21 protein-coding genes are annotated in these 20687 nt (G+C 72.6%); 14 read left to right on the top strand and 7 right to left on the bottom strand.

Annotated features, from left to right (window positions below; translation table 11 throughout):
* Window positions 1-20: 20 nt before the first annotated feature.
* Complete coding sequence (locus RZ50_RS18375) at window positions 21-2207, bottom strand: MMPL family transporter (protein WP_196952008.1); 2187 nt, start codon at window positions 2205-2207, stop codon at window positions 21-23.
* Window positions 2208-2302: 95 nt separating this feature from the next.
* Window positions 2303-2773, bottom strand: coding sequence for a hypothetical protein (locus RZ50_RS18370; protein ID WP_196952007.1), 471 nt, complete (start codon window positions 2771-2773; stop codon window positions 2303-2305).
* Between the two features lie 178 nt (window positions 2774-2951).
* On the opposite strand from RZ50_RS18370, the gene RZ50_RS18365 reads away from it, so the two are divergent.
* Window positions 2952-4094 (top strand): sensor histidine kinase, encoded by a 1143-nt coding sequence (locus tag RZ50_RS18365; protein WP_196952006.1) that lies wholly within the window; start codon window positions 2952-2954, stop codon window positions 4092-4094.
* Entirely contained in the window at window positions 4091-4741 is a 651-nt protein-coding gene (locus RZ50_RS18360; RefSeq protein WP_196952005.1) for a response regulator transcription factor, read from the top strand. The genes RZ50_RS18365 and RZ50_RS18360 overlap by 4 nt, the downstream gene beginning before the upstream one ends.
* Before the next feature lie 9 nt (window positions 4742-4750).
* Here the strand turns inward: RZ50_RS18360 and RZ50_RS18355 are convergent, their stop codons facing one another.
* The gene (locus RZ50_RS18355) at window positions 4751-5413 is read right to left on the bottom strand and encodes an NAD(P)H-binding protein (RefSeq protein ID WP_196952004.1); all 663 of its coding nucleotides are present in this window, start codon (window positions 5411-5413) and stop codon (window positions 4751-4753) included.
* A 202-nt stretch (window positions 5414-5615) separates the two neighbouring features.
* Here RZ50_RS18355 and RZ50_RS18350 point away from each other — a divergent pair, with 202 nt between their 5' ends.
* Window positions 5616-6068, top strand: a complete 453-nt coding sequence (locus tag RZ50_RS18350; RefSeq protein WP_196952003.1) for a GatB/YqeY domain-containing protein — start codon at window positions 5616-5618, stop codon at window positions 6066-6068.
* Window positions 6069-6179: 111 nt separating this feature from the next.
* On the opposite strand, the gene RZ50_RS18345 is transcribed toward RZ50_RS18350, so the two are convergent.
* Window positions 6180-8465, bottom strand: coding sequence for a transglycosylase domain-containing protein (locus RZ50_RS18345; RefSeq protein ID WP_196952039.1), 2286 nt, complete (start codon window positions 8463-8465; stop codon window positions 6180-6182).
* Between the two features lie 502 nt (window positions 8466-8967).
* On the opposite strand from RZ50_RS18345, the gene RZ50_RS18340 reads away from it, so the two are divergent.
* Window positions 8968-9291: a WhiB family transcriptional regulator gene (locus RZ50_RS18340; protein WP_195911063.1), complete on the top strand. Its 324-nt coding sequence runs from the start codon at window positions 8968-8970 to the stop codon at window positions 9289-9291.
* A gap of 16 nt (window positions 9292-9307) precedes the next feature.
* On the opposite strand, the gene RZ50_RS18335 is transcribed toward RZ50_RS18340, so the two are convergent.
* Both RZ50_RS18335 and RZ50_RS18330 read right to left on the bottom strand, forming a co-directional pair.
* Window positions 9308-10483, bottom strand: coding sequence for an ArsA family ATPase (locus RZ50_RS18335; RefSeq protein WP_308271743.1), 1176 nt, complete (start codon window positions 10481-10483; stop codon window positions 9308-9310).
* Complete coding sequence (locus RZ50_RS18330; protein ID WP_196952002.1) at window positions 10480-11553, bottom strand: ArsA-related P-loop ATPase; 1074 nt, start codon at window positions 11551-11553, stop codon at window positions 10480-10482. The genes RZ50_RS18335 and RZ50_RS18330 overlap by 4 nt, the downstream gene beginning before the upstream one ends.
* A 198-nt stretch (window positions 11554-11751) precedes the next feature.
* Between RZ50_RS18330 and RZ50_RS18325 the strand changes: the two genes are divergently transcribed.
* The 5 genes from RZ50_RS18325 (at window position 11752) to RZ50_RS18305 (ending at window position 14399) form a co-directional block, all read left to right on the top strand.
* On the top strand, window positions 11752-11910 hold the full coding sequence (locus tag RZ50_RS18325; protein ID WP_158835332.1) for a DUF4177 domain-containing protein: 159 nt from the start codon (window positions 11752-11754) through the stop codon (window positions 11908-11910).
* Window positions 11907-12374, top strand: a complete 468-nt coding sequence (locus RZ50_RS18320) for a RidA family protein (RefSeq protein WP_196952001.1) — start codon at window positions 11907-11909, stop codon at window positions 12372-12374. The genes RZ50_RS18325 and RZ50_RS18320 overlap by 4 nt, the downstream gene beginning before the upstream one ends.
* Window positions 12375-12437: 63 nt before the next feature.
* Window positions 12438-13304, top strand: coding sequence for an NUDIX hydrolase (locus tag RZ50_RS18315; RefSeq protein WP_196952000.1), 867 nt, complete (start codon window positions 12438-12440; stop codon window positions 13302-13304).
* 91 nt (window positions 13305-13395) lie between these two features.
* The gene (locus RZ50_RS18310; RefSeq protein WP_196951999.1) at window positions 13396-13569 is read left to right on the top strand and encodes a hypothetical protein; all 174 of its coding nucleotides are present in this window, start codon (window positions 13396-13398) and stop codon (window positions 13567-13569) included.
* The gene (locus RZ50_RS18305) at window positions 13566-14399 is read left to right on the top strand and encodes an MBL fold metallo-hydrolase (protein WP_196951998.1); all 834 of its coding nucleotides are present in this window, start codon (window positions 13566-13568) and stop codon (window positions 14397-14399) included. The genes RZ50_RS18310 and RZ50_RS18305 overlap by 4 nt, the downstream gene beginning before the upstream one ends.
* A gap of 72 nt (window positions 14400-14471) precedes the next feature.
* Here RZ50_RS18305 and RZ50_RS18300 read toward each other — a convergent pair whose 3' ends face one another.
* Window positions 14472-15146: a Crp/Fnr family transcriptional regulator gene (locus RZ50_RS18300; RefSeq protein ID WP_030288117.1), complete on the bottom strand. Its 675-nt coding sequence runs from the start codon at window positions 15144-15146 to the stop codon at window positions 14472-14474.
* 287 nt (window positions 15147-15433) lie between these two features.
* Between RZ50_RS18300 and RZ50_RS18295 the strand changes: the two genes are divergently transcribed.
* The 5 genes from RZ50_RS18295 (at window position 15434) to RZ50_RS18275 (ending at window position 20640) form a co-directional block, all read left to right on the top strand.
* Complete coding sequence (locus RZ50_RS18295) at window positions 15434-17044, top strand: FUSC family protein (protein ID WP_196951997.1); 1611 nt, start codon at window positions 15434-15436, stop codon at window positions 17042-17044.
* Window positions 17045-17089: 45 nt separating this feature from the next.
* Complete coding sequence (locus RZ50_RS18290; protein ID WP_196951996.1) at window positions 17090-17590, top strand: MarR family winged helix-turn-helix transcriptional regulator; 501 nt, start codon at window positions 17090-17092, stop codon at window positions 17588-17590.
* Window positions 17591-17721: 131 nt separating this feature from the next.
* Complete coding sequence (gene nth / locus RZ50_RS18285) at window positions 17722-18678, top strand: endonuclease III (protein WP_196951995.1); 957 nt, start codon at window positions 17722-17724, stop codon at window positions 18676-18678.
* Window positions 18675-19409 (top strand): CoA pyrophosphatase, encoded by a 735-nt coding sequence (locus RZ50_RS18280; protein ID WP_196951994.1) that lies wholly within the window; start codon window positions 18675-18677, stop codon window positions 19407-19409. Before nth ends, RZ50_RS18280 begins: the two co-directional genes overlap by 4 nt.
* Window positions 19410-19455: 46 nt before the next feature.
* Complete coding sequence (locus RZ50_RS18275; RefSeq protein ID WP_196951993.1) at window positions 19456-20640, top strand: MarP family serine protease; 1185 nt, start codon at window positions 19456-19458, stop codon at window positions 20638-20640.
* The last annotated feature ends 47 nt before the right edge of the window (window positions 20641-20687 follow it).

Here is a 20687-nt window from a genome sequence, read left to right as displayed (position 1 = left end):
GGCCGGGTCCGGCCCCGGGCTCAGACGGCCACTTCGGTCCGATCGGGCGAGCCGGTCACGGGCTCCTCGGTGTGGGACAGGTTGAACCGCTGCCAGAGCGCCGCCAGCGGGCGCGGCGCCCACCAGGCCCAGCGGCCGAGCAGCCGCATGGTGGCGGGCACCATGATCGCCCGGACCAGGGTGGCGTCCACCGCGATGGCGATGACCAGGCCGACGCCGATCATCTGCATGAAGGCGATGGAGGAGGTCAGGAATCCGCACACCACCACGATCAGCAGCAGTGCGGCGCTGGTGATGATCCCACCGGTGCGCTGGAGTCCGATGGCGATCGACTCCTCATGGCTCGCGCCCCGGTCGTGGCTCTCCTTGATCCGGGAGAGCAGGAAGACCTCGTAGTCCATGGCCAGGCCGAACGCGATGGCGACGATCAGCACCGGGAAGTTGGCGTCGATCGCCCCGATCGGGGTGAAGCCCAGCAGGCCGTGCAGGTGGCCGTCCTGGAAGATCCACTTGATCGCGCCGAAGGCGGCGGTGAGCGACAGCAGGTTGAGCACCACGGACTTGAGCGGGATGGTCACCGAACCGAAGGCGAGGAAGAGCACCAGCGAGGAGATCACCGCGACGAACAGCGCCATCCACGGCAGCCGGGTACCGATCATGTTGACGATGTCCACCCGGGAGGCGGGCATGCCGGTGAACAGCGCCTCGGCGCCGTCCGGAGGAGTCTGCGCCCGGAGGTCGTGCACCATCGTGTTGGCCTCGGACGACATCGGGTCCATGGCGTAGCGCATGGTGATGCGGGCGGTGTTGTCCTGCGTGGCGGTCACCGCGGCGTCGCTCACGCCCGGTACCGCGTCCAGCCGCTGGGCGTAGGCGTCCAGCGCGGGCTTGGCGGCGTCCGCCGCACCGCCGAACTCGACGACCGCGGTGACCACCTTGTTCGGATCGTGGTTGAACTCGGTGCCCAACTGCCGGGTGACCACCCGGGCGTCGGAGCTGGAGGGGAGCACCCAGTCGCCGGGCCGGGCCCAGTTGACTCCGAGGAAGGGTGTGCCGAGCGCGAGCAGCAGTGCCACCGCCCCCGCCGTGATCAGCGCCGGGCGGCGCATCACCAGCTTGGCGGTGCGGTACCAGCGGCCCTCGGTCTCCGGCCGGGCGGTCGCCTGACCACGACCCCACGGCATCGGGATGCGACCGGAGTTGACGCGGTGTCCGATGATCCTGAGCAGCGCGGGCAGCACGGTGAGCGAGCTCAGCACCGCGAAGGCGACCACCGAGACCGCCGCGTACCCCATCGAACTGAGGAAGCGGGACGGGAAGAGGGTGAGGCTGGCGAAGGAGATGGCGACGGCCAGGCCGGAGAAGGCGACGGTCCGCCCGGCGGAGGCCGTGGTGCGCTGGACGGCCAGGTCCAGCGGCGTACCGGAGGCGAGTTCCTCGCGGAACCGGCTGACCATGAACAGGGCGTAGTCGATGGCCAGTCCGAGGCCCAGGATGGTGATCACGTTGATCACGCTGCTGGAGATCTGCACGAAGTAGGTGATGACCCGCAGCACGGTGAAGGAGCCGAGGGCCACCACGGTGCCGGTGGCGAGCGGCAGCAGCGCGGCGATGGCGCTGCGGAAGATCAGCACCAGGAGCAGGAGCAGCAACGGCACCGAGAGCATCTCGGCGCGGCCGATGTCCTTGCCGGTCAGGGCGTTGACCTGCTCGGTCATCGCGGTGACGCCACCGAAGGAGACGTCGAGGTCCGGCACCTTGAACCGGTCCTCGATCTTCTGCAGCGCCTTGACCCGGTCCTGGTCGTCGGAGGCCTTGAACTGCAGGGCGACGTAGGTGGAGTGGCCGTCCTTGCTGATGAAGTCGGAGGAGTTGCCGGTCGACCAGTACGAGTCGAGCCGGGTCAGGTCCTCGCGCGGTACGGCGTCCACGGCCGCCCGCACCTTGGTGGCGAAGCCGGGGTCCTCGACCCGCTGGTCCGAGCTGTGGTAGAGCACCACGACGTCGGTCTGCTGGCGGCCCAGCGGACCGGCCAGCACCTTGTCGGCCCGGGTGGACTCGCTGTTCGGGTCGTCGAAGCCGGCTCCCCCGGTGATCGCGCCGAACACCTGGGTGCCCCATACGCCGGCCACCAGGGTGAACAACAGGGCGGCGATGACGACCCACCTTCGGCGCTCGGCGGCGAACTTTCCGAGTGACGTGATCACGATTCTTGACGCTCCTTGAGAAGGGGGACCGGCCCGGGTGGCCGGGTTTCGGGGGGTGGGGGTCGATGGCGGGGGTCGGACGGTCGGGACCGGATTCAGGCCCTGGCCCGGCCGAACACCCGCAGGGCGTAGACCACGCAGCCCAGGGCGTAGGGCAGTTCGACGGTGAGCGCCATCAGCACCGCGGTCGGCAGGTAGTCCGGTGTCGCGGTCGCGACGTCGATCCAGAGGTCGGTGAGCATGAAGACGGCCAGCCCGGCCGCGGCCAGACTGGCCCTGGGGTCGGAGCGGGCGGCCAGACGTGCCGCCAGCGCCATGACCGAAGCCTCCAGGACGTCGAAGCCGATCCACATCAGCCGGACCCCGGGGTCGGCGTAGAGGCCCAGGAGAACGGCCCAGCCGGCGACGACCACGGCCGAGACGGCGAAGAAGGCGGCCGCCGGCCGTCGCCGGCCGGCCCGGCCGGCGGGCTGGGCGGCGGTCTCCCCGTCGCGGGGGTCGAAGTGGATGACCGTCCCGGTGGTGGAGTCGCCGTCGAGCCGGGCGTGGGCGGAACGATGAGTCATGGGTCCAGGGTTCCGGCGTGGCGCACCGGCGGCTTCGGGCATCCGGCCGGAGTTGTCCGACCTGATGGAGGAGGCGTCTCCTCCGTCCGCAGGAGGAAGCGCGGCCCGATTCCCCGTAGTGTCGGATCTCGTGCTGCGAGAGCGGATTGAACGCCTTTTCGGTCACAGGTTCGGGCCGATGCGACTGGCTCTGGTGGCCTTCGGGCTCGGCTACCTGCTGCTGCTCCGTCGACCCGAGGCGCTGGGGGCGCCCGACTGGGTGATCGGTTTCGGTGTGCTGGCGCTGGCCGCGCTGAGCGGGCTGCGCCCGTTCGAGACGGCTCTGGGCCAGTGCGCCATGCTGGCGCTGGCCGAGTTGTTCTCCCCACCGATGATGGTGGAGGCGAAGGTCGGAGCCAGTGCCGCCCTGTTCGAGCTCGCGGTGCGCCGGTGGGGAACCCCGACCGTGGTGGCGTCGGTCTCCCTGTCCCTGGCCCAACTGGTCCACGTCGACTCGCCGTTGTCCTCGGAGCTGTTCTCGGCGATGTACCGGGCGGCGGTGATCGTCAGTGTGCCGGTGCTGCTGGCGGGCTACATCCGGTCGGCGGAGCGCGCGACCAGGATCGCCCAGGACCGGGCGCTGGAGGCCGAGCGGAGCCGGGACCTCGCCGAATGGGGATCCAGGATGGGTGAACGGGCCGCGATCGCGCGGGAGTTGCACGACATGGTCGCCCACCACCTGGCGTCCACGGTGCTGCGGGTCGGCGTGGCCCGGCACGTGCTTCCGCAGACCGACCGGCGTCTGGCCGAGGTGCTGGACGACGTGCACTCCAGTGCGAACACCGCGCTGACCGACCTGCGCCGGCTGCTGACCGCGCTGCGCGATCCGGTGGCCGACCACCTCGCCCCGCTGCTCGCCGAGACGGCGGACCTGCCCGCCGCGGTGCAGGGCGTGGTGGACCGCGGCCGCCAGTCCGGGCTGGCGATCCAGGCCGAGATCGACCCCCGGATCGCGGAGTTGGACGCGATCAGGTCGCTGACGGTCCTTAGGCTGGCCCAGGAGGGGCTGGCCAATGTCACCAAGCACGCCGGCCCCGCCGCCAAGGTCCGGATACGGATGGAGATGGAGGACGAGACGCTGTTCCTCGAACTGGAGAACGATCTGCCGCTGCCCCCCGCTTCCGCCCGTCCGGCCCCGGCCGGTGCGAGCGGGGGCTACGGGCTGCTGGGCATGCGCGAGCGCGTCGCACTGGTCGGCGGGACGCTCTACACCGGACCGGCCGTCGACGGCTGGCGGATCTCGGCGACCCTCCCGCCCTCCGCGAGCGGGGTGGGCCCGTGATCAACGTGCTGATCGCCGACGACCAGCACCTGGTCCGGGCCGGGGTGCGGATGCTGTGCGAGTGGACCGAGGACATCCTCGTCGTCGGGGAGGCCGCCAACGGAATGGAGGCGGTGAAGCTCGCCGAGCAGGTCCAGCCGGACGTGGTCCTGATGGACCTGCACATGCCCGGGATGGACGGCATCGCCGCGACCAGGGAGATCCTGCGCCTCCGCCCGGCAACCCGGGTCGTCGTGCTGACCACGTTCGACGACGACGACCGGCTCTACCCCGTGCTGGAGGCCGGGGCCTGCGGGTTCCTCGCCAAGGACGTGCCGCCGTCCGCCGTGCTCGATGCCGTGCGGCGCGCGGCGGCCGGCGAGAGCCCGTACAGCCCGACGGTGCTCCACCGGGTGGTGACCCGGGCCGCGCGGGCCTGGAACGGCGAGGGCGACCGGCGGCGCGGGACCATCCGCTTCACGGACCGGGAGCAGGAGGTGCTGCGTCTGGTCGCGGCCGGTCTGTCGAACAACGAGATCGCCGAGCAGATGCACATCGGCCTGACCACGGTGAAGACGCACGTGTCGAACCTGATGACCAAGACCGACACCCCGAACCGGGTGCGCCTCGCCGTCCTGGCCATTCAGGAAGGTCTCGCCGACGACTGAACCGGGGCCTCACCGGGCCGACTCCGTCGGCCCGGTGGCGGCCGCCAGCCCGGCCAGTGCGCGTTCGACCGGCGTGCTGCCGTTGCAGATCTCCAGGATCCGCCCGTGGGTGGCCGGCCGGTCGATCGCGGAGACCGCCACGGCCGCCAGGTCCGTCCGGGAGAGCCGGCTCTGCTCGGTGACCCGGAAGGCGATCCGTCCGGTGGCCGCCTCGTCGGTCAGCCACGGCGGACGGAGGATCGTCCAGGCCAGCGCGGACCCGGTGAGGTGGTCATCGGCCACGCGCTTGGCGGCGGCCACGGACCGCAGGAGCCCGGGGAGCCGGTCCGGGTCGTCGACCCCGGCCATCGAGACCTGGATCCACCGCCGGACGCCGACCTTCTGCGCGGCGTCGATCGCGGCGATCACGCCGTCCCGGTCCACCGCCGGCGCCTCCTGGACACCGGCCGCGGCGGCCGCGTTGAGCACCACCTCGGTGCCGTCCAGCGCCGCGGCCAGCTCGGCCGGGGAGGAGAGCAGGTCGAATCTGACCGGATCGGCACCGGCCGCCCGCAGGGCCCGGTGCGGCCCGGCCCCGCGGACCGCGGCCCGCGGGGTGACACCCTCGGCCAGCAGCCGGTTGACGATGCGGCCGCCCGAACCGCCGGTGGCGCCGAGCACCATGACACGCATGAGGAGATCCCCTACTCACAGACTTGCATCATCAGTGACGCAATAAAGGCTATTAGTTGCGACATTCGTGTACCAGTGGTCTGGCGCAGACGGCCGGAAGTCCCCCGCCGGGCGACCTCCCCGACGGGGGCGCGGGCCCGCCGCAGCCCCGGCCGCGCTTAATGGCGAGCAGGAGAACGCCGCAGGTGGGAGACTCATGGCCATGACGACGCTCAAGGAGCAGCTGCACGAGGACCTCACGGCTGCCATCAAGGCCCGGGACGAACTGCGCTCGTCCACCATCCGGCTCACACTGTCCGCCGTCACCAGCGAGGAGGTGGCGGGTGACGAGAAGCGCGAGCTGTCCGACGACGAGGTGCAGCGGGTGATCGCCCGCGAGGCGAAGAAGCGCCGGGAGGCGGCCGAGGCCTTCGACAAGGCCGGCCGGACCGAGCAGGCCGTGCGCGAGCGCGCCGAGGGCGAACTGCTGGCGACGTACCTGCCCAAGCAGCTCTCCGACGAGGAGCTGGCCGCGATCGTGGCCGCCGCCGTGGCCGAGAGCGGGGCGAGCGGCCCGCAGGCGATGGGCGCCGTGATGAAGCTGGTGAAGCCGAAGGTGGAGGGCCTGGCCGAGGGCGGCCGGGTGGCCGCCGCCGTGAAGGCCGCCCTGGTCTGAGCGGGGGGCGCGTCCGCCCGCCCGAGCTGAGGGCCCGTACGACGAAGGGGCGCCCCCCGGAAGACCGGAGGGCGCCCCTTCATCATGCTCGTGTCCGTCGTGCTCGTGCGGTCAGCCGTTGCCGTGCCGGCCGCCGCCGTTGCCGTTGCCCACGCCGCCGAAGCCCGGCGGGAGGGTGAAGCCGCCGGGGAACCCGGCGTTGCCGTTCCCGTTGCCCGGCCCGCCCTGCTGCGGCGGCGGGGGGTTCCCGGCCGGCTGCTGGGGCTGCTGCGGCTGCTGGGGTTGCTGGGGCTGCTGGGCGTTCGGGTCGGCGGTCGGGGGCGGAGTGGCGCCCGCCGGGGGAGCGGCCGGCTGCGGGTCCGGGATGTTGGTGGTCTGGATCGACTCCAGCGGCGAGCCCTTGAGGGCCTGGTTCATCGCCATCTGCCAGATCGGGCCGGGGCCGTCGGCGCCGAACACCTCGTCGAAGTGCTTGCCGCCGATGTTGATGTTCTTCATCTTGACGCCGCCGGCCGGGCCGCCGAGCCAGACCGCGGTGGCCAGCGACGGGGTGTAGCCGTCGAACCAGGCGGCCTTCTTCTCGTCGGTGGTACCGGTCTTACCGGCGATCTTGCGGCCGTCGTCCAGGCCGAGGGCGGCCGCGGTGCCCTTCTCGGTCACGTTGAGCAGGACGGTGTTGAGCGAGTCCGCGGTCTGCTCGGAGAAGGCCTGGCTGCACTGTGACTGCGGGACCTTGAGCTCCTTGCCGTCCACCGTGGTGATCTTGTTGATCGCGACCGGGGTGCAGTACTTGCCGCGCGCGGCGAAGGTCGCGTAGACGTTCGCCATGGTCAGCGGGGACAGCTCCAGGGTGCCCAGGACCATCGAGGGCACCTCCTGGAAGGCGTCGCCCTTGGCGGACTGGGTGATGCCCAGCTTGTTCGCCATCTGCTTCATCGCGCAGAGGCCGACCTGCTGCTCCATCTGCACGAAGTAGGTGTTGACCGAGAGCGCCATGGCCTGCTTGAGCTCGTACGGGCCGACCTCGCCGGCCGACTCGTTCTTCACCGTGGCCTTGGGCTTGTCGGTGTTCTTCCAGGTGCCCGAGCAGGTGGACATCTGCGGGTAGTCGATCTTGTTCTCGGACGGGAACGCCTGGGTGTTCGACATGCCCGACTCCAGCGCGGCCGCGGCCAGGATCGGCTTGAAGGTCGAACCGGTCTGGAAGCCGTTGCCGCCGCCCATCGAGGCGTCGACGTTGAGGTTGACGACGGTCTGGTTCTTGTTCGGGTCCAGGCCGTACGGGCGGGTCTGGGCCATCGCCAGGATCTTGCCGGTGCCGGGCTCCATCATGGTCGCCGCGGCCGACACCTGGTCGGTCACGTTGACCTTCTTGGTGACGGCGTTCTGGGCGGCGGCCTGCTTGTCCGGGTCCAGCGTGGTGTAGATGTTCAGACCGCCGGTGTCCCAGAGCTTCTTCCGCTCCTCGGCGCTCTTGCCGAAGGCCGGGTCCTGCTTGACCACGTGGCGGACGTAGTCGCAGAAGAAGCCCATGCCGGCCTGGGCGGTGATGCAGCCGTTCTGCGGGTCCTTGAACTTCAGGCCCAGCGGGGCGGCCTTCGCCTCCTTCGCCTGGTCGGCGGTGATGTGCTTGTTCTCCAGCATCTTGTCGATGACGACGTTGCGGCGCTTGACCGTGTTGTCGGGGTAGCGCACCGGGTCGTACTGCGACGGGTTCTGGACCACGCCGGCCAGGGTGGCGGCCTCGGCGATGCTCAGGTCCTTGTTGCTCTTGCTGAAGTAGCGCTGGGAGGCGGACTCGACCCCGTAGGCCTGGTGGCCGTAGAAGGTGATGTTGAGGTAGTTGGTGAGGATCTGATCCTTGGTCAGGTCCTCCTCCAGCTTGATCGCGACCTTCAGCTCCTGGATCTTGCGGCCCAGGGTCTTGCGCTGGGCCTCCAGGACGGCCGCCTGGTCGTCGCCGGCCTTCTCCACGTTGACGTTCTTCACGTACTGCTGGGTCAGGGTGGAGGCGCCCTGGGAGGTGGTGCCGCTCTCCGCGTTCTTGCCGACCGCGCGCAGGATGCCCTTGAGGTCGACGGCGCCGTGGTCGTAGAACCGGGCGTCCTCGATGTCGACCTGGGCCTTCCTCATGTAGGGCGACATCTGGTCGGCGGTGAGGACGGTGCGGTCGCGCTCGTAGACCTTGGCGATCAGGCCGCCCTTGGCGTCGAAGATCTGCGTCGCCTGGGTGAGCGGCGGGGTCTTGAAGTCGTCGGGGATGTTCTGGAAGCTCTCCGCCGTGTCCTTGGCGGTCAGCCCGATGGCGCCGACGGCGGGCAGGGCGAGGCCTGCCAGCAGGACTCCGGAGAGCACGCTGACGCCCAGGAACTTCACGCCGTTGCCGGCGTGGTCCATCGGTGATCCGCTGCTCTTGCGGCGCGGAGCCCCGGTGTTGCCTGGGGGCGGGGATGCCTGGGGGCGCTTCGGTGCCATGAGGAGAACCCTACGTCCCGGAATCCCGCACATGAGGGCAGGTGTTCGCCTAGGCTTGTCACAAGCTTGCGACAGCTTCGGTGCGTCAACACCATTCACTCTTGTGAGTGGGGAGACTTGCCCGAATTGCCCGCTCTCGTGCGGTTTTTGAGGCGGCTGTGGCTTGTCGCGCTCGTGTGGATGGTTGCACTCAGTGATGGCGCCTGTGGCGAGAGTGCGGGCCTTGATCTTGGCAAGGGTCGCGACCTGCGATCACTCCAACGAGTGAGCTGACCGATACCCATAGTCCAATTGGGTCATTCGAGATTGAGCCCGAAGGGGCTGTTGCAAGCTGTCGTTCTTCCGTAACGTCCTCAACTGGCAACGGTGAATATGCCGTTGCCGCCGTGGGGGAGCCTCGAATACGGGAGAGGACGGCGCCGGGATGGGCTGGGTTGACGACTGGAGTGCGCAGGCCGCCTGCCGCACGAGTGATCCGGACGAACTGTTCGTCCAGGGGGCGGCGCAGAACCGCGCGAAGGCGGTGTGCAGCGGCTGCCCCGTCCGTACGGAATGCCTCGCGGACGCCCTGGACAACCGGGTGGAGTTCGGGGTGTGGGGCGGGATGACGGAGCGGGAGCGCCGGGCGCTGCTGCGCCGCCGTCCGACGGTCATCTCGTGGCGGAAGCTGCTGGAGACGGCCCGCACCGAGTACGAGGAGTCCCTCGCGACCGGAGTGATACTGACGGACTACGCCCAGGCGGGCTGAGCCCGCCCCGCGGGGACTACGCCGCGCCGTTGAGCCGGTCCCCGATGGCCCGCAGCCCGTCCAGGTCGTGCACGTCGCCCGGCAGCGCGGGCACCTCCACGATCGGCACGTCCGGGTACACCGAGACGAAGCGGTCGCGGGTGCGCCGCTCGCGCCCCATGATCTGCATCCGCTCGGCGTGCAGCCGCAGCAGTCCCGCCGCGAGCAACTCCGCCTCGGGCGAGGAGTGCTCCGAGCCGTTCTCCTCCAGGGCCTCGGCGGCCGCCAGCGCCCGTTCCGCGGTGAGCTGCGGCGCCCCCGAGCCGTGCACCCGGTTGAGCACCAGTCCGGCCAGCGGCATCCGGTCCGCGGCGAGCCGGTCCACGAAGTACGCCGCCTCGCGCAGCGCGTCCCGCTCCGGCGCGGCCACCACCAGGAACGCCGTGCCCGGCGCCTTGAGCAGCTGGTAGGTGCGGTCGGCGCGCTCGCGGAAGCCGCCGAACATCGAGTCCATCGCGCTGACGAAGGTCTGCACGTCGGTGAGCAGCTGGGCGCCGAAGATCTTGCCCAGGGTGCCGGTGAGCAGGCCCATCCCGGCGTTGAGGAACCTCATCGCGCTGCGCCCGCCGACCTTGGCCGGGGCGGTCAGTATCCGGATCACCCGGCCGTCCAGGAAGGACCCGAGCCGGTTGGGGGCGTCCAGGAAGTCCAGCGCCGAGCGGGACGGCGGGGTGTCCACGACGATCAGGTCCCACTCCTCGGCGGCGCGCAGCTGCCCGAGCTTCTCCATCGCCATGTACTCCTGCGTGCCCGCGAAGCCGGCCGACAGGGACTGGTAGAACGGGTTCTCCATGATCGCCCTGGCCCGTTCGGGCTCGGCGTGGGCCAGCACGACCTCGTCGAAGGTCCGCTTCATGTCGAGCATCATGGCCTGGAGCTCTCCGTCGCCGGTGACGCCCTTGACCACCCGGGGGGTGTTGTCCAGCTCGGTCAGGCCCATCGACTGGGCCAGCCGCCGGGCCGGGTCGATGGTCAGCACCACGACCTTGCGACCGCGCTCGGCGGCCCGCAGGCCGATCGCCGCGGCGGTGGTGGTCTTGCCGACGCCGCCCGAGCCGCAGCAGACGATGATCCTGGTCTTCGGGTCGTCGATCAGCGCGTCGACCGCGAGCCGGCTGCCGGTGCCCCGCACGCCGTTCGTCGAAGAGCTCACGCCGCCCCCTGCCGCTTCAGTTCGCCCGCCAGCCGGTACAGCCCGCCGAGGTCCACGCCCTCGCCCAGCAGCGGCAGCTCGTACGTCGGGAGCCGCAGCTGCTGAAGGTCGGCGCGCTGCTCGCGCTCCAGCTCGACCCGCTCCGCGTGCTCCCTGGCCTGCTCCAGCAGCGGGTCGAGCAGCGGCTCCACCGCCGCCCGGACCGTCTCCGCCTTGCGGGAGCGGCCCCCCAGCCCGGCCTCGCCGAGGGCCAGCGCCACGTCCTCGCGGTGGTCCCCGTCCACCGCGGCCACGGCGGCCGCGTCCAGCACCGGCGGCCGGACCATGTTGACCATCACCCCGCCCACCGGGAGCTTCGCCTCGTGCAGCTCCGCGATGCCGTCGACCGTCTCCTGCACGGGCATCTCCTCCAGCAGGGTGACCAGGTGCACCGCCGTCTCCGGCGACCGCAGCACCCGCATCACGGCCTGCGCCTGGGTGTGTATCGGGCCGATCCGGGCCAGCCCGGCGACCTCGGAGTTGACGTTCAGGAACCGGGTGATCCGCCCGGTCGGCGGCGCGTCCATCACCACCGCGTCGTAGCGGCGCCGCCCGTCCGGGCCCTTGCGCCGGGCCGCCTCGCAGGCCTTGCCGGTGAGCAGGACGTCCCGGACGCCGGGGGCGATGGTGGTGGCGAAGTCGACGAAGCCGACCTTCTGGAGCGCCTTGCCGGCCCGGCCGAGCTTGTAGAACATCTCCAGGTACTCAAGCAGGGCCTGCTCGGTGTCGATCGCCAGCGCGAGGACCTCGCCGGGCCCGTCCTCCCCGGCGGGCAGCCCCAGCTGGGTGCGGGAGACCGAGGCGATCCGGCGCTCCTCGTACGGGAGCGCGGCGATGCCGAACTGCTCGGCGATGCCCTGCCGGCCCTCGACCTCGATCAGCAGCACCCGCCCGCCGTCGGCGGCCAGCGCCAGGGCCAGCGCGGCGGCCAGCGTGGTCTTCCCGGTGCCGCCCTTGCCGCTGACCACGTGCAGCCGGACGCCCTCCCAGTCGGGGTCGCGCCGGGCCGCCTGGCCGGGGGTGCGTGCCACGCTCCGTCTCCGTCCGTCTCCGTCCTACGGGCGCCCCCTCAGCCGAGGGCGCCCCTCTCGCGAGGGTAACCAGGGAGCGCGCCTGATGCCCGGAGCACCCGGGGTGCCAGACCTGAATCATGCCCCCTTTGTGCCCCACCTCACACGCCGCTGACGGTGCGGCGGCGATCGTCGCGGAGGCTCGTCTAGAGTCTGGCCATGACCAAGTGGGAATACATGACGGCGCCCCTGCTCGTGCACGCCACCAAGCAGATCCTGGACAACTTCGGCGAGGACGGCTGGGAGCTCGTCCAGGTCGTGCCCGGCCCGAACCCGGAGCAGCTGGTGGCCTACTTCAAGCGGGAGAAGAGCGCATGAGCAAGGTTGAGTCGAAGCTTGCCGAGCTGGGTCTGACCCTGCCGCCGGTGGCCGTTCCGGTCGCCGCGTACGTGCCGGCCCTGCGCTCCGGTGAGTTCGTGTTCACCTCCGGCCAGCTGCCGGTCGTCGAGGGCAAGCTGCCGAGCACCGGCAAGGTCGGCGCCGAGGTGTCCCCGGAGGAGGCCAAGGAGCTCGCGCAGGTCTGCGCGCTGAACGCGCTGGCCGCGATCAAGTCGGTGATCGGCGACCTCGACCTGATCGAGCGGGTCGTGAAGGTCGTCGGCTTCGTCGCCTCCGCCCCCGACTTCACCGGGCAGCCGGCCGTGGTCAACGGCGCCAGCGAGCTGCTCGGCGCGGTGCTGGGCGAGGCCGGGGTGCACGCCCGCAGCGCGGTCGGCGTCGCGGTGCTGCCGCTGGACGCCCCGGTCGAGGTCGAGCTCCAGGTGCGCGTCAAGAGCGCCTGAACGTGATCGCGGAGGCGGGGACGGGCCTGTCCAACCCCGCCTCCGTGCGCTTAGCATCCGGGCATGGACCATCGAGCAACGACGCTCCCGATGCCGCCCGGCTGGCCCGCCCGGATCCGGGCGGTCGACTCCGGCGCGCTGGCCCCGCCGGTGCCCAGGCCCGCCGCGACCGTGGTGCTGCTGCGCGACGCCGCCGCCGGGCCGGAGGCCTACCTGCTGCGCCGCCGCACCTCGATGGCCTTCGCGGCCGGGATGTACGCCTACCCGGGCGGCGGGGTGGACCCGCGGGACGCCGAGGTCGAGCCGGGCTGGGCAGGGCCGGCGCCCGAGGAGTGGGCCCGGCGGCTCGGGGTGGACGCCCGGACGGCGCGGGCGGTGGTCTGCGCGGCCGTGCGCGAGACCTTCGAGGAGGCCGGCGTGCTGCTGGCCGGGCCGGACGCCGGGAGCGTCGCCGCGCCGCGTGACTGGTCCGCCGAGCGGGCCGCGCTGGAGGCGCACGAGCTGTCCTTCGCCGAGTTCCTCCGCGACCACGGCCTGGTGCTGCGCGGCGACCTGCTGGGCGGTTGGGCCCGCTGGATCACCCCGGAGTTCGAGGAGCGGCGCTACGACACCTGGTTCTTCGTCGCCGCCCTGCCGCCCGGCCAGCGCGCGGCCCTGGAGGTCGGCGAGGCCGACCGGGTCGCCTGGCTGACGCCCGCCGAGGCGGTGGAGGGCTACCGGGAGGGCCGGTTCGGGATGCTGCCGCCGACCGTGACGGTGCTGCGCGAGCTGTCGTCGGTGCGGACGGCCGCCGAGGCGGTGGCCGCGGCGGGCGATCGCGTGCTGACGCCGGTGCTGGGCCGGGCCGAGGTCCGCGGCGATCGCATGACGGTCCGCTGGCCCGGGTACGACGAACTGACCATCGATGGGGAGTTCCCCGAGGGCTCCTGATCGTATGACCGTACGGAAGCCAACGGCTGTTCCACCGGCCGTTCCGCCAACCGCTCCACCGACCAGAGCCGACCAGGAAGGACCGACGCCGATGAACCACAAGGACGTGGCTCGCCGGACGGCACCCGAGCTGCCCGCCCGCCGACTGACCCCCCGTTCCCCGGCCTGCTCCGGCCCGGTCCCGTTCGTCGAGGTCGCCCAGCGCGCCCTCGTCCGGGTCCTGCCGCTGCGGGTCCTGCACCGCGACGGCGAGGGCGGCCGGTGAGCGGACTCCTGCCGGGTGACCCCGCCGCCGTGATCGGCGGCGAGGCCACCCCACGGGCGCTGTGCGTGCTGGCGCCGAACCCGTCGCCGATGACGCTGGACGGCACCAACACCTGGCTGCTCTCCGAGCCCGGCTCGGACCTCGCGGTGGTGATCGACCCGGGACCGCTGCACGAGGGCCACCTGCGCCGGGTGGTCGACCTCGCCGAGGAGCGGGGCAAGCGGATCGCGCTCACCCTGCTGACCCACGGCCACGCCGACCACTCCGAGGGCGCGGCCCGCTTCGCCGAACTGACCGGCACCGAGGTGCGGGCCCTGGACCCGGCGCACCGGCTGGGCTCCGAGGGCCTGGTGGGCGGCCAGCGCCTGGACGTCGGAGGGCTCGACCTGCGGGTGGTGGCCACTCCCGGCCACACCTCGGACTCGCTGACCTTCCACCTGCCCGCCGACGGCGCGGTCCTCACCGGGGACACCGTGCTCGGCCGCGGCACCACGATGGTCGCCCACCCCGACGGCCGGCTCGGCGACTACCTGGACTCGCTGCGCCACCTGCACACCATGGCCTCCGAGCACGGCGTGCGGACCGTGCTGCCCGGCCACGGGCCGGTGCTCGCGGACGCGCTCGGCGCCGTCGACTACTACCTGGCCCACCGGGCCACGCGGCTCGCCCAGGTGGAGACCGCGGTCGAGGCGGGCTGCCGGACGGCCGCCGACGTGGTGGCCCGGGTCTACGCCGACGTGGACCGGGCGCTCTGGCCGGCCGCCGAACTCTCGGTGCGGGCCCAGCTGGAGTACCTGGAGGAGCACGGGCTCATCCCGGACCTGGGCTGAGCCGGACCTGGGCTGAGCCGCGAACGCCGAAGGGCCCGTCCGTCCGGACGGGCCCTTCGTGGTGCTCGGGCGTCAGCGCGAGCGGCGGGACAGCCGCTCGACGTCCAGCAGGACCACCGCGCGCGCCTCCAGCTTCAGCCAGCCGCGGCCGGCGAAGTCGGCGAGCGCCTTGTTGACCGTCTCGCGGGAGGCGCCGACCAGCTGGGCGAGCTCCTCCTGGGTGAGGTCGTGGGCGACGTGGATGCCCTCCTCGGACTGCACGCCGAACCGGCGGGAGAGGTCCAGCAGGGCCTTGGCGACGCGGCCGGGCACGTCGGAGAAGACCAGGTCGGACATCACGTCGTTGGTCCGGCGCAGGCGGCGGGCGATGGCCCGCAGCAGCGCGATGGAGACCTCGGGGCGGGCGTGCAGCCAGGGCTGCAGGTCGCCGTGGCCGAGGCCCAGCAGCTTGACCTCGGTCAGCGCGCTGGCGGTGGCGGTGCGCGGGCCCGGGTCGAACAGCGACAGTTCGCCGATCATCTCGCTGGGGCCGAGCACGGCCAGCATGTTCTCGCGGCCGTCCGGCGAGGCGCGGTGCAGCTTCACCTTGCCCTCGGCGACGACGTACAGCCGGTCGCCCGGGTCGCCCTCGTGGAACAGCGACTCACCACGGGCGAGGGTGACCTCGGTCATGGAAGCGCGCAGCTCGCCGGCCTGTTCGTCGTCGAGTGCCGCGAAGAGTGCGGCGCGCCGCAGAACGTCGTCCACGTGCTTCCTCCTTCTCGGCCGTGCGGCGGGTGGGCCGTCCGGCGCAAGTTCCGTTCAGTGTTCTGCATCACCAAGCATGGCGCATGTCGCTCCGATCATATGAGGAGGGGGTGTGTGCGGGTGTGCCGTGCGGGGCCATTCGTACCGGTTGGTCTCCGGGTGGGGCGCCCGGTGGCGGTCACCCGATCGAACGTCCGACCGGTGGCATCGAACGGGCGTGTCGTGGGACGGGCGGGGGTGACTGCCCTCATATGTTTCACGGGTAAATTACCTGCTAATCTTTTTGCATGGCCACAACCGCCCAGTTCCGGCAGGCGCTCCGGGTCGGTCCGCCCGGAGACGGCTGGCACAAGCCCGCGCTCAGCGCCGTGGTGACCCTCGGCACCCTCAACCTCACCCTGCTCGCCCTCGGCCGGCTGGACCTCGCCCTCTACACCTCGGCCGGCGGCCTCGGCGCGCTGTACGGGCACGGCCTGCCCTACCGCGCCCGCGCCCGGACCCTGGCCGGCGTGCTCCTGGGCACCGTCCTCAGCACCGCAGCCGCTCTCACCGCCTCCGCGCTGACCCGCGACGCCGTCGTCCTGGTCGCCGTGGCGGCCGCGCTCGCCGCCCTCCACAAACTGCTCTGCGACGCCGCCCGAGTCGGCCCGCCCGGCGCCCTGATCATCACCTTCACCAGCGCCAGCTGCGCCTTCGTCCCGCAGCGCCCCGCCGACCTCCCGCCGCACCTGGCGCTCACCGTGCTCGGCGCCGCCCTGGCCTGGCTGGTCTGCATGGCCCCCGCGCTGCCGCGCCCGTACGGCCCGGAACGGATCGCCACCGCCCGTGCGCTGGAGGCCGCGGCCCGGCTGCTGCGCACCGGGCCCGGCACACCGGACGCCGCCGCCCGCACCGCCCTGGTCGGCGCGGTCGCCGCGGCCCGGCACAGCCTCGCGCTCTCCTCCCCGAACCGGCGGCGGGACCTCGGCGACGCGCCCGAACGGCTGCTGGTCCACGCGGAGGCGACCCTCGCCGCACCCGCCGACCCGGTCGCCACCGACCCGGCCGCCGCCGAGCGGTACGCCGCCTGGGCCCGCGACCTGCGCCGGGGCCGCCCGCTGCCGCTGCTCGACCTCACCGGGGCGGAGGCCGCCGAACTGCGCGCCCACCGCCCCGGCCGTCGGCCCCCGCTGCGCGACGCGCTGCGGCCCGGCTCCGCGCTGCTGCCGATCGCCCTGCGGGTCGCCGTCGGCTGCGCCGCCGCCGGATGGCTCTCGCTGGCGCTCGGCGTCGGCCGCCCGTACTGGGCCGTGGTCACCGCGGCCTCCGTGTTCCAGGCCAACAGCACGCTCTCCTGGCAGCGCGCGCTGCAACGGGTGCTGGGCAACCTGCTCGGCCTGGCGGTGTTCACCGCCGTCCTGCCCCTCGCCCACTCCGGACCGGTGGCGCTGATCGCGCTCGGACTGGTGTGCCAGTTCGGCGCGGAGGCGACGATCGCCCGCAGCTACTGGCTCGCCACCGTCTTCGTCACGCCGATGGCGCTGCTGATGACCGAGTTCGCCGGCCTGCAGCCCGCCCGGGCCCTGGTCGCCGACCGCTGGCTGGACACCTGCGTCGGCGCGCTCACCGGGCTCGCCGCCTGCCTGCTGGTCACCAACCGCCGCACCGCCACCCGGCTCTCCCACGCCCTGGCCGGAGCCGAGAACGCCACCGACGCGGCCCGGACCGCCGGACCCGGCCCCGAGGCCGCCGCCGCCCGGACCGGCCTGGCCACCGCCCTGCTGGAACTGCGCGAGGCCGCCGACACCGCCACCGGCGAATGGCGCCGCCCCGCCCTCCCGCACCAGCGCACCGCCGACACCGAACGGCACGCCCACCACCAACTGGCGGCCCTGCTGGCGCGGCGCGGCGACGTCTAGGATCGGTCGCGGAGGGAAGCAGGCCGCAGAACGGGAGCAGCACACGTGGAGGACGTCGTCGCAGGTGTGCTGCGCCAGTGGGAGCGCGCCTACCCGGGCCTGGACACCGGCCCGATCGCCGTCCTCGGCCGGATCAACCGCTGCGCCGCACTGCTCCAGCAGACCCCCGACCCGCTCACCCGGGCCGGCCTCACCCGCGCCGAGTTCGACATCCTCGGCGCCCTGCGCCGGGTCGACAGCGAGCTGACCCCCACCCAACTGGCCCGGGAGAGCTTCGCCTCCGGCGCCGCCGTCACCAAGCGCCTGCGGCTGCTGGAGGACCGCGGCCTGGTCAGCCGCCGCACCGACGACCGGGACCGCAGGGTCGCCCACCTCTCGCTCACCGACGCCGGACTGGAGCTGGTCGACGGCCTGATCCAGGAACTCGTCGCCTACGACCGCGCCCTCCTCTCCGGCCTCACCCCCGACCAGCAGGACCGCCTCGCCGAGGGCCTGGCCGACCTCCTCAACACCCTTGAGGGCACCATCGGCCGCCCCCTCCGGTGACCGCCCCCGTCGGCACGGGGGTGCCCGCGTCGGCACGGGGGTGCCCGCCGCAGCACAACAACGGCCCCGGCAGGGCGGTTTCCGTGCTTGATCGGCCCCGAGGGGTGCGCCGCTCGGCGTAGCCTTCGTGCATGGCAGAGAGCAAGGCCCGGAAGACCGCGACGTCGAAGCCCGCGTCGGAGCCGGCGTCCGAGTCGTCGGCGGCGAAGCCGGTGACGAAATCGGTGACGAGGCCGGTGGCGAAGAAGGCGGCCGCGAAGAAGGCGGCGGTGAAGCCGAGGAAGCCGGAGTCGCACCTGGCGATGGTGCGGCGGGCCCGGCGGATCAACCGCGAGCTGGCGGAGCTGTACCCGTACGCGCATCCGGAGCTGGACTTCGAGAACCCGTTCCAGCTGCTGGTGGCCACCGTGCTGTCGGCGCAGACCACCGACCTGCGGGTGAACCAGACCACCCCGGCGCTGTTCGCCAAGTACCCGACGCCCGAGGACATGGCGGCCGCGAACCCGGAGGAGCTGGAGGAGGTCATCCGGCCCACCGGCTTCTTCCGGAACAAGGCGAAGTCGCTGATCGGCCTGTCGATCGCGCTGCGCGACGAGTTCGGCGGGGAGGTCCCCGCTCGGCTGGCCGACCTGGTGACCCTGCCCGGCGTCGGCCGCAAGACCGCCAACGTCGTTCTGGGCAATGCCTTCGGAGTGCCCGGCATCACCGTCGACACCCACTTCGGGCGGCTGGCGCGGCGGTTCGGCTGGACCACCGAGGACGACCCGGTGAAGGTCGAGCACGCCGTCGGCGAGATCTTCCCGAAGTCGGAGTGGACGATGCTCTCGCACCGGGTGGTCTTCCACGGCCGCCGGATCTGCCACTCCCAGAAGCCCGCCTGCGGAGCCTGCCCGATCGCGCCGCTCTGCCCCGCGTACGGGGAGGGCGAGACCGACCCGGAGAAGGCCCGCAAGCTGCTCAAGTACGAGATGGGGGGCCAGCCCGGCCAGCGGCTGCGGCCGCCGTCGGACTTCCCCGGCGAGGCGGCCGCCCGCGCCGACGCCGCCGCCCACCACGGGCAGGTCGCGGACCTGGCGGTGGAGAAGTGATCGCGGGGGCGATCGAGCGGGACGGCCTGCCGGACTGGCTGGAGCCGGTCCGGGAGGCGGCCGAGCGGGTGCTGCCGGAGCAGCTGAGCCGCTTCCTGCCGCCGCGGGAGGGCGGCCGGGCGGCGGCCGTGCTGATGCTGTTCGGCGAGGGCCCGGACGGACCGGACGTGCTGCTGATCGAGCGGGCCCGCTCACTGCGCTCGCACGCGGGCCAGCCGTCCTTCCCGGGCGGCGCGCTGGACCCGGAGGACGGCGACCCGGACGGCCACGGTCCGATCGCGGCGGCGCTGCGCGAGGCCTGGGAGGAGACCGGCCTGGACCCGGCCGGGGTGCAGGTCTTCGCGGCGCTGCCCCGGCTGTACATCCCGGTGAGCCACTTCGTGGTGACCCCGGTGCTGGGCTGGTGGCGGGTGGAGTCCCCGGTGCGCCCGGTGGACCAGGGCGAGACCGGCGCGGTGTTCCGGGTGCCGATCGCCGACCTGGCCGATCCGGCGAACCGGGTCCGGCTGCGGCACCCGTCCGGGCACATCGGGCCGGCCTTCGCGGTCGCCGGGCGGCTGGTCTGGGGTTTCACCGCCGGGGTGATCGACCGGGTGCTGCACCACAGCGGCCTGGAGCTGCCGTGGGACCCGTCCCGGGTGGTCGACCTCTCGGACGACGCGCTCGCACTGGTCCAGGGCGACCTCGAACACTCCCGCGCGCTGCCGGGCGGCGACGCCGACGCCTCGTGACGGGCCGTCGGCGCGGGCGGGCCGCCAACCGTGGGAGGGTGTCGGGGTGAACGTCCTCGATGTGCTGCTGATCGCCGCTGCCGTGGCATTCGCCGTGTCGGGCTACCGGCAGGGCTTCGTGGTGGGTGTGCTGTCACTCGTCGGCTTCCTCGGCGGCGGCCTGCTGGCCGTCCAGCTGCTGCCGCTGCTGCTCGACCACCTCAGCCCCGGCACCACCGCCTCGGTGGTGGCCGTCGTAGTGGTGATCGTCTTCGCCGCGATCGGCCAGGCGATCACCGCGCACTTCGGCTGGAAGCTGCGCGGGCACATCGACCGGCGCCCGGCCCGGGTGCTGGACGCGACCGGCGGCGCGGCGGTCAACGTGGTCTCGATGCTGCTGGTGGCCTGGCTGATCGGCTCGGCGCTGGCCGGGACGTCCCTGCCGACGGTCTCCAAGCAGGTCCGCTCCTCGGCGATCCTCGGAGGCGTCCAGAACGCGCTGCCCGGCGACGCGCCGAACTGGTTCTCGGACTTCTCCAAGGTGCTCGCCCGCAACGGCTTCCCACAGGTCTTCAACCCCTTCGAGCACGAGCCGATCACCCAGGTCGACACCCCCGACCCGGCGCTGGCCGGCAGCCCGGCGGTGGCGAAGGCCCGGCAGAGCCTGGTCAAGGTGGTCGGCACCGCGACCTCCTGCGGCAAGACCCTGGAGGGCAGCGGCTTCGTCTTCGCACCGCACCGGGTGATGACCAACGCCCACGTGGTCGGCGGCGTGGACGAGCCGACCGTGCAGATCGGCGGCGTCGGCCAGCTCTACGACGCGACGGTGGTGCGCTACGACTGGCAGCGCGACATCGCCGTCCTGGACGTGCCCAAGCTGAACGCGCCCCCGCTGACCTTCGCGGGCGAGGCGAAGACCAACGACAGCGCGATCGTCGCCGGCTTCCCCGAGAACGGCGCCTTCAACGTCCAGCCGGCCCGCATCCGCGGCCGGATCCAGGCCAACGGCCCGGACATCTACCACCGCGGCCAGGTGGTGCGTGACGTCTACTCGGTGCGCTCGCTGGTCCGCCAGGGCAACAGCGGCGGCCCGCTGCTCACCCCGGACGGCCAGGTGTACGGGGTGGTGTTCGCCAAGTCCCTGGACAGCGCCGACACCGGGTACGTGCTGACGGCTGCCGAGGTGCGCGAGGACGCGACGGCGGGCAGCGCCGCCAGCACCCGGGTGGACACCCAGGGGTGCGCGCTCTGAGTTCACGGGGCGGGTGTTCCGCGCCTCCGGTGCCTGGTGCTCCGGGC

The sequence above is a fragment of the Kitasatospora sp. SUK 42 genome (assembly GCF_015776785.2).
In the GTDB taxonomy this organism is placed as follows: domain Bacteria; phylum Actinomycetota; class Actinomycetes; order Streptomycetales; family Streptomycetaceae; genus Kitasatospora.
This window is presented reverse-complemented; position numbering and strand designations above follow the sequence as displayed.

Coding starts and splice junctions, on each gene's coding strand:
- RZ50_RS18295 (WP_196951997.1), top strand. CDS start 15,434: ATGGCCACAACCGCCCAGTTCCGGCAGGCGCTCCGGGTCGGTCCGCCC.
- RZ50_RS18345 (WP_196952039.1), bottom strand. CDS start 8,465: ATGGACCACGCCGGCAACGGCGTGAAGTTCCTGGGCGTCAGCGTGCTC.
- RZ50_RS18310 (WP_196951999.1), top strand. CDS start 13,396: ATGAACCACAAGGACGTGGCTCGCCGGACGGCACCCGAGCTGCCCGCC.
- RZ50_RS18350 (WP_196952003.1), top strand. CDS start 5,616: ATGACGACGCTCAAGGAGCAGCTGCACGAGGACCTCACGGCTGCCATC.
- RZ50_RS18315 (WP_196952000.1), top strand. CDS start 12,438: ATGGACCATCGAGCAACGACGCTCCCGATGCCGCCCGGCTGGCCCGCC.
- RZ50_RS18355 (WP_196952004.1), bottom strand. CDS start 5,413: ATGCGTGTCATGGTGCTCGGCGCCACCGGCGGTTCGGGCGGCCGCATC.
- RZ50_RS18370 (WP_196952007.1), bottom strand. CDS start 2,773: ATGACTCATCGTTCCGCCCACGCCCGGCTCGACGGCGACTCCACCACC.
- RZ50_RS18365 (WP_196952006.1), top strand. CDS start 2,952: ATGCGACTGGCTCTGGTGGCCTTCGGGCTCGGCTACCTGCTGCTGCTC.
- nth (WP_196951995.1), top strand. CDS start 17,722: ATGGCAGAGAGCAAGGCCCGGAAGACCGCGACGTCGAAGCCCGCGTCG.
- RZ50_RS18320 (WP_196952001.1), top strand. CDS start 11,907: ATGAGCAAGGTTGAGTCGAAGCTTGCCGAGCTGGGTCTGACCCTGCCG.
- RZ50_RS18340 (WP_195911063.1), top strand. CDS start 8,968: ATGGGCTGGGTTGACGACTGGAGTGCGCAGGCCGCCTGCCGCACGAGT.
- RZ50_RS18325 (WP_158835332.1), top strand. CDS start 11,752: ATGACCAAGTGGGAATACATGACGGCGCCCCTGCTCGTGCACGCCACC.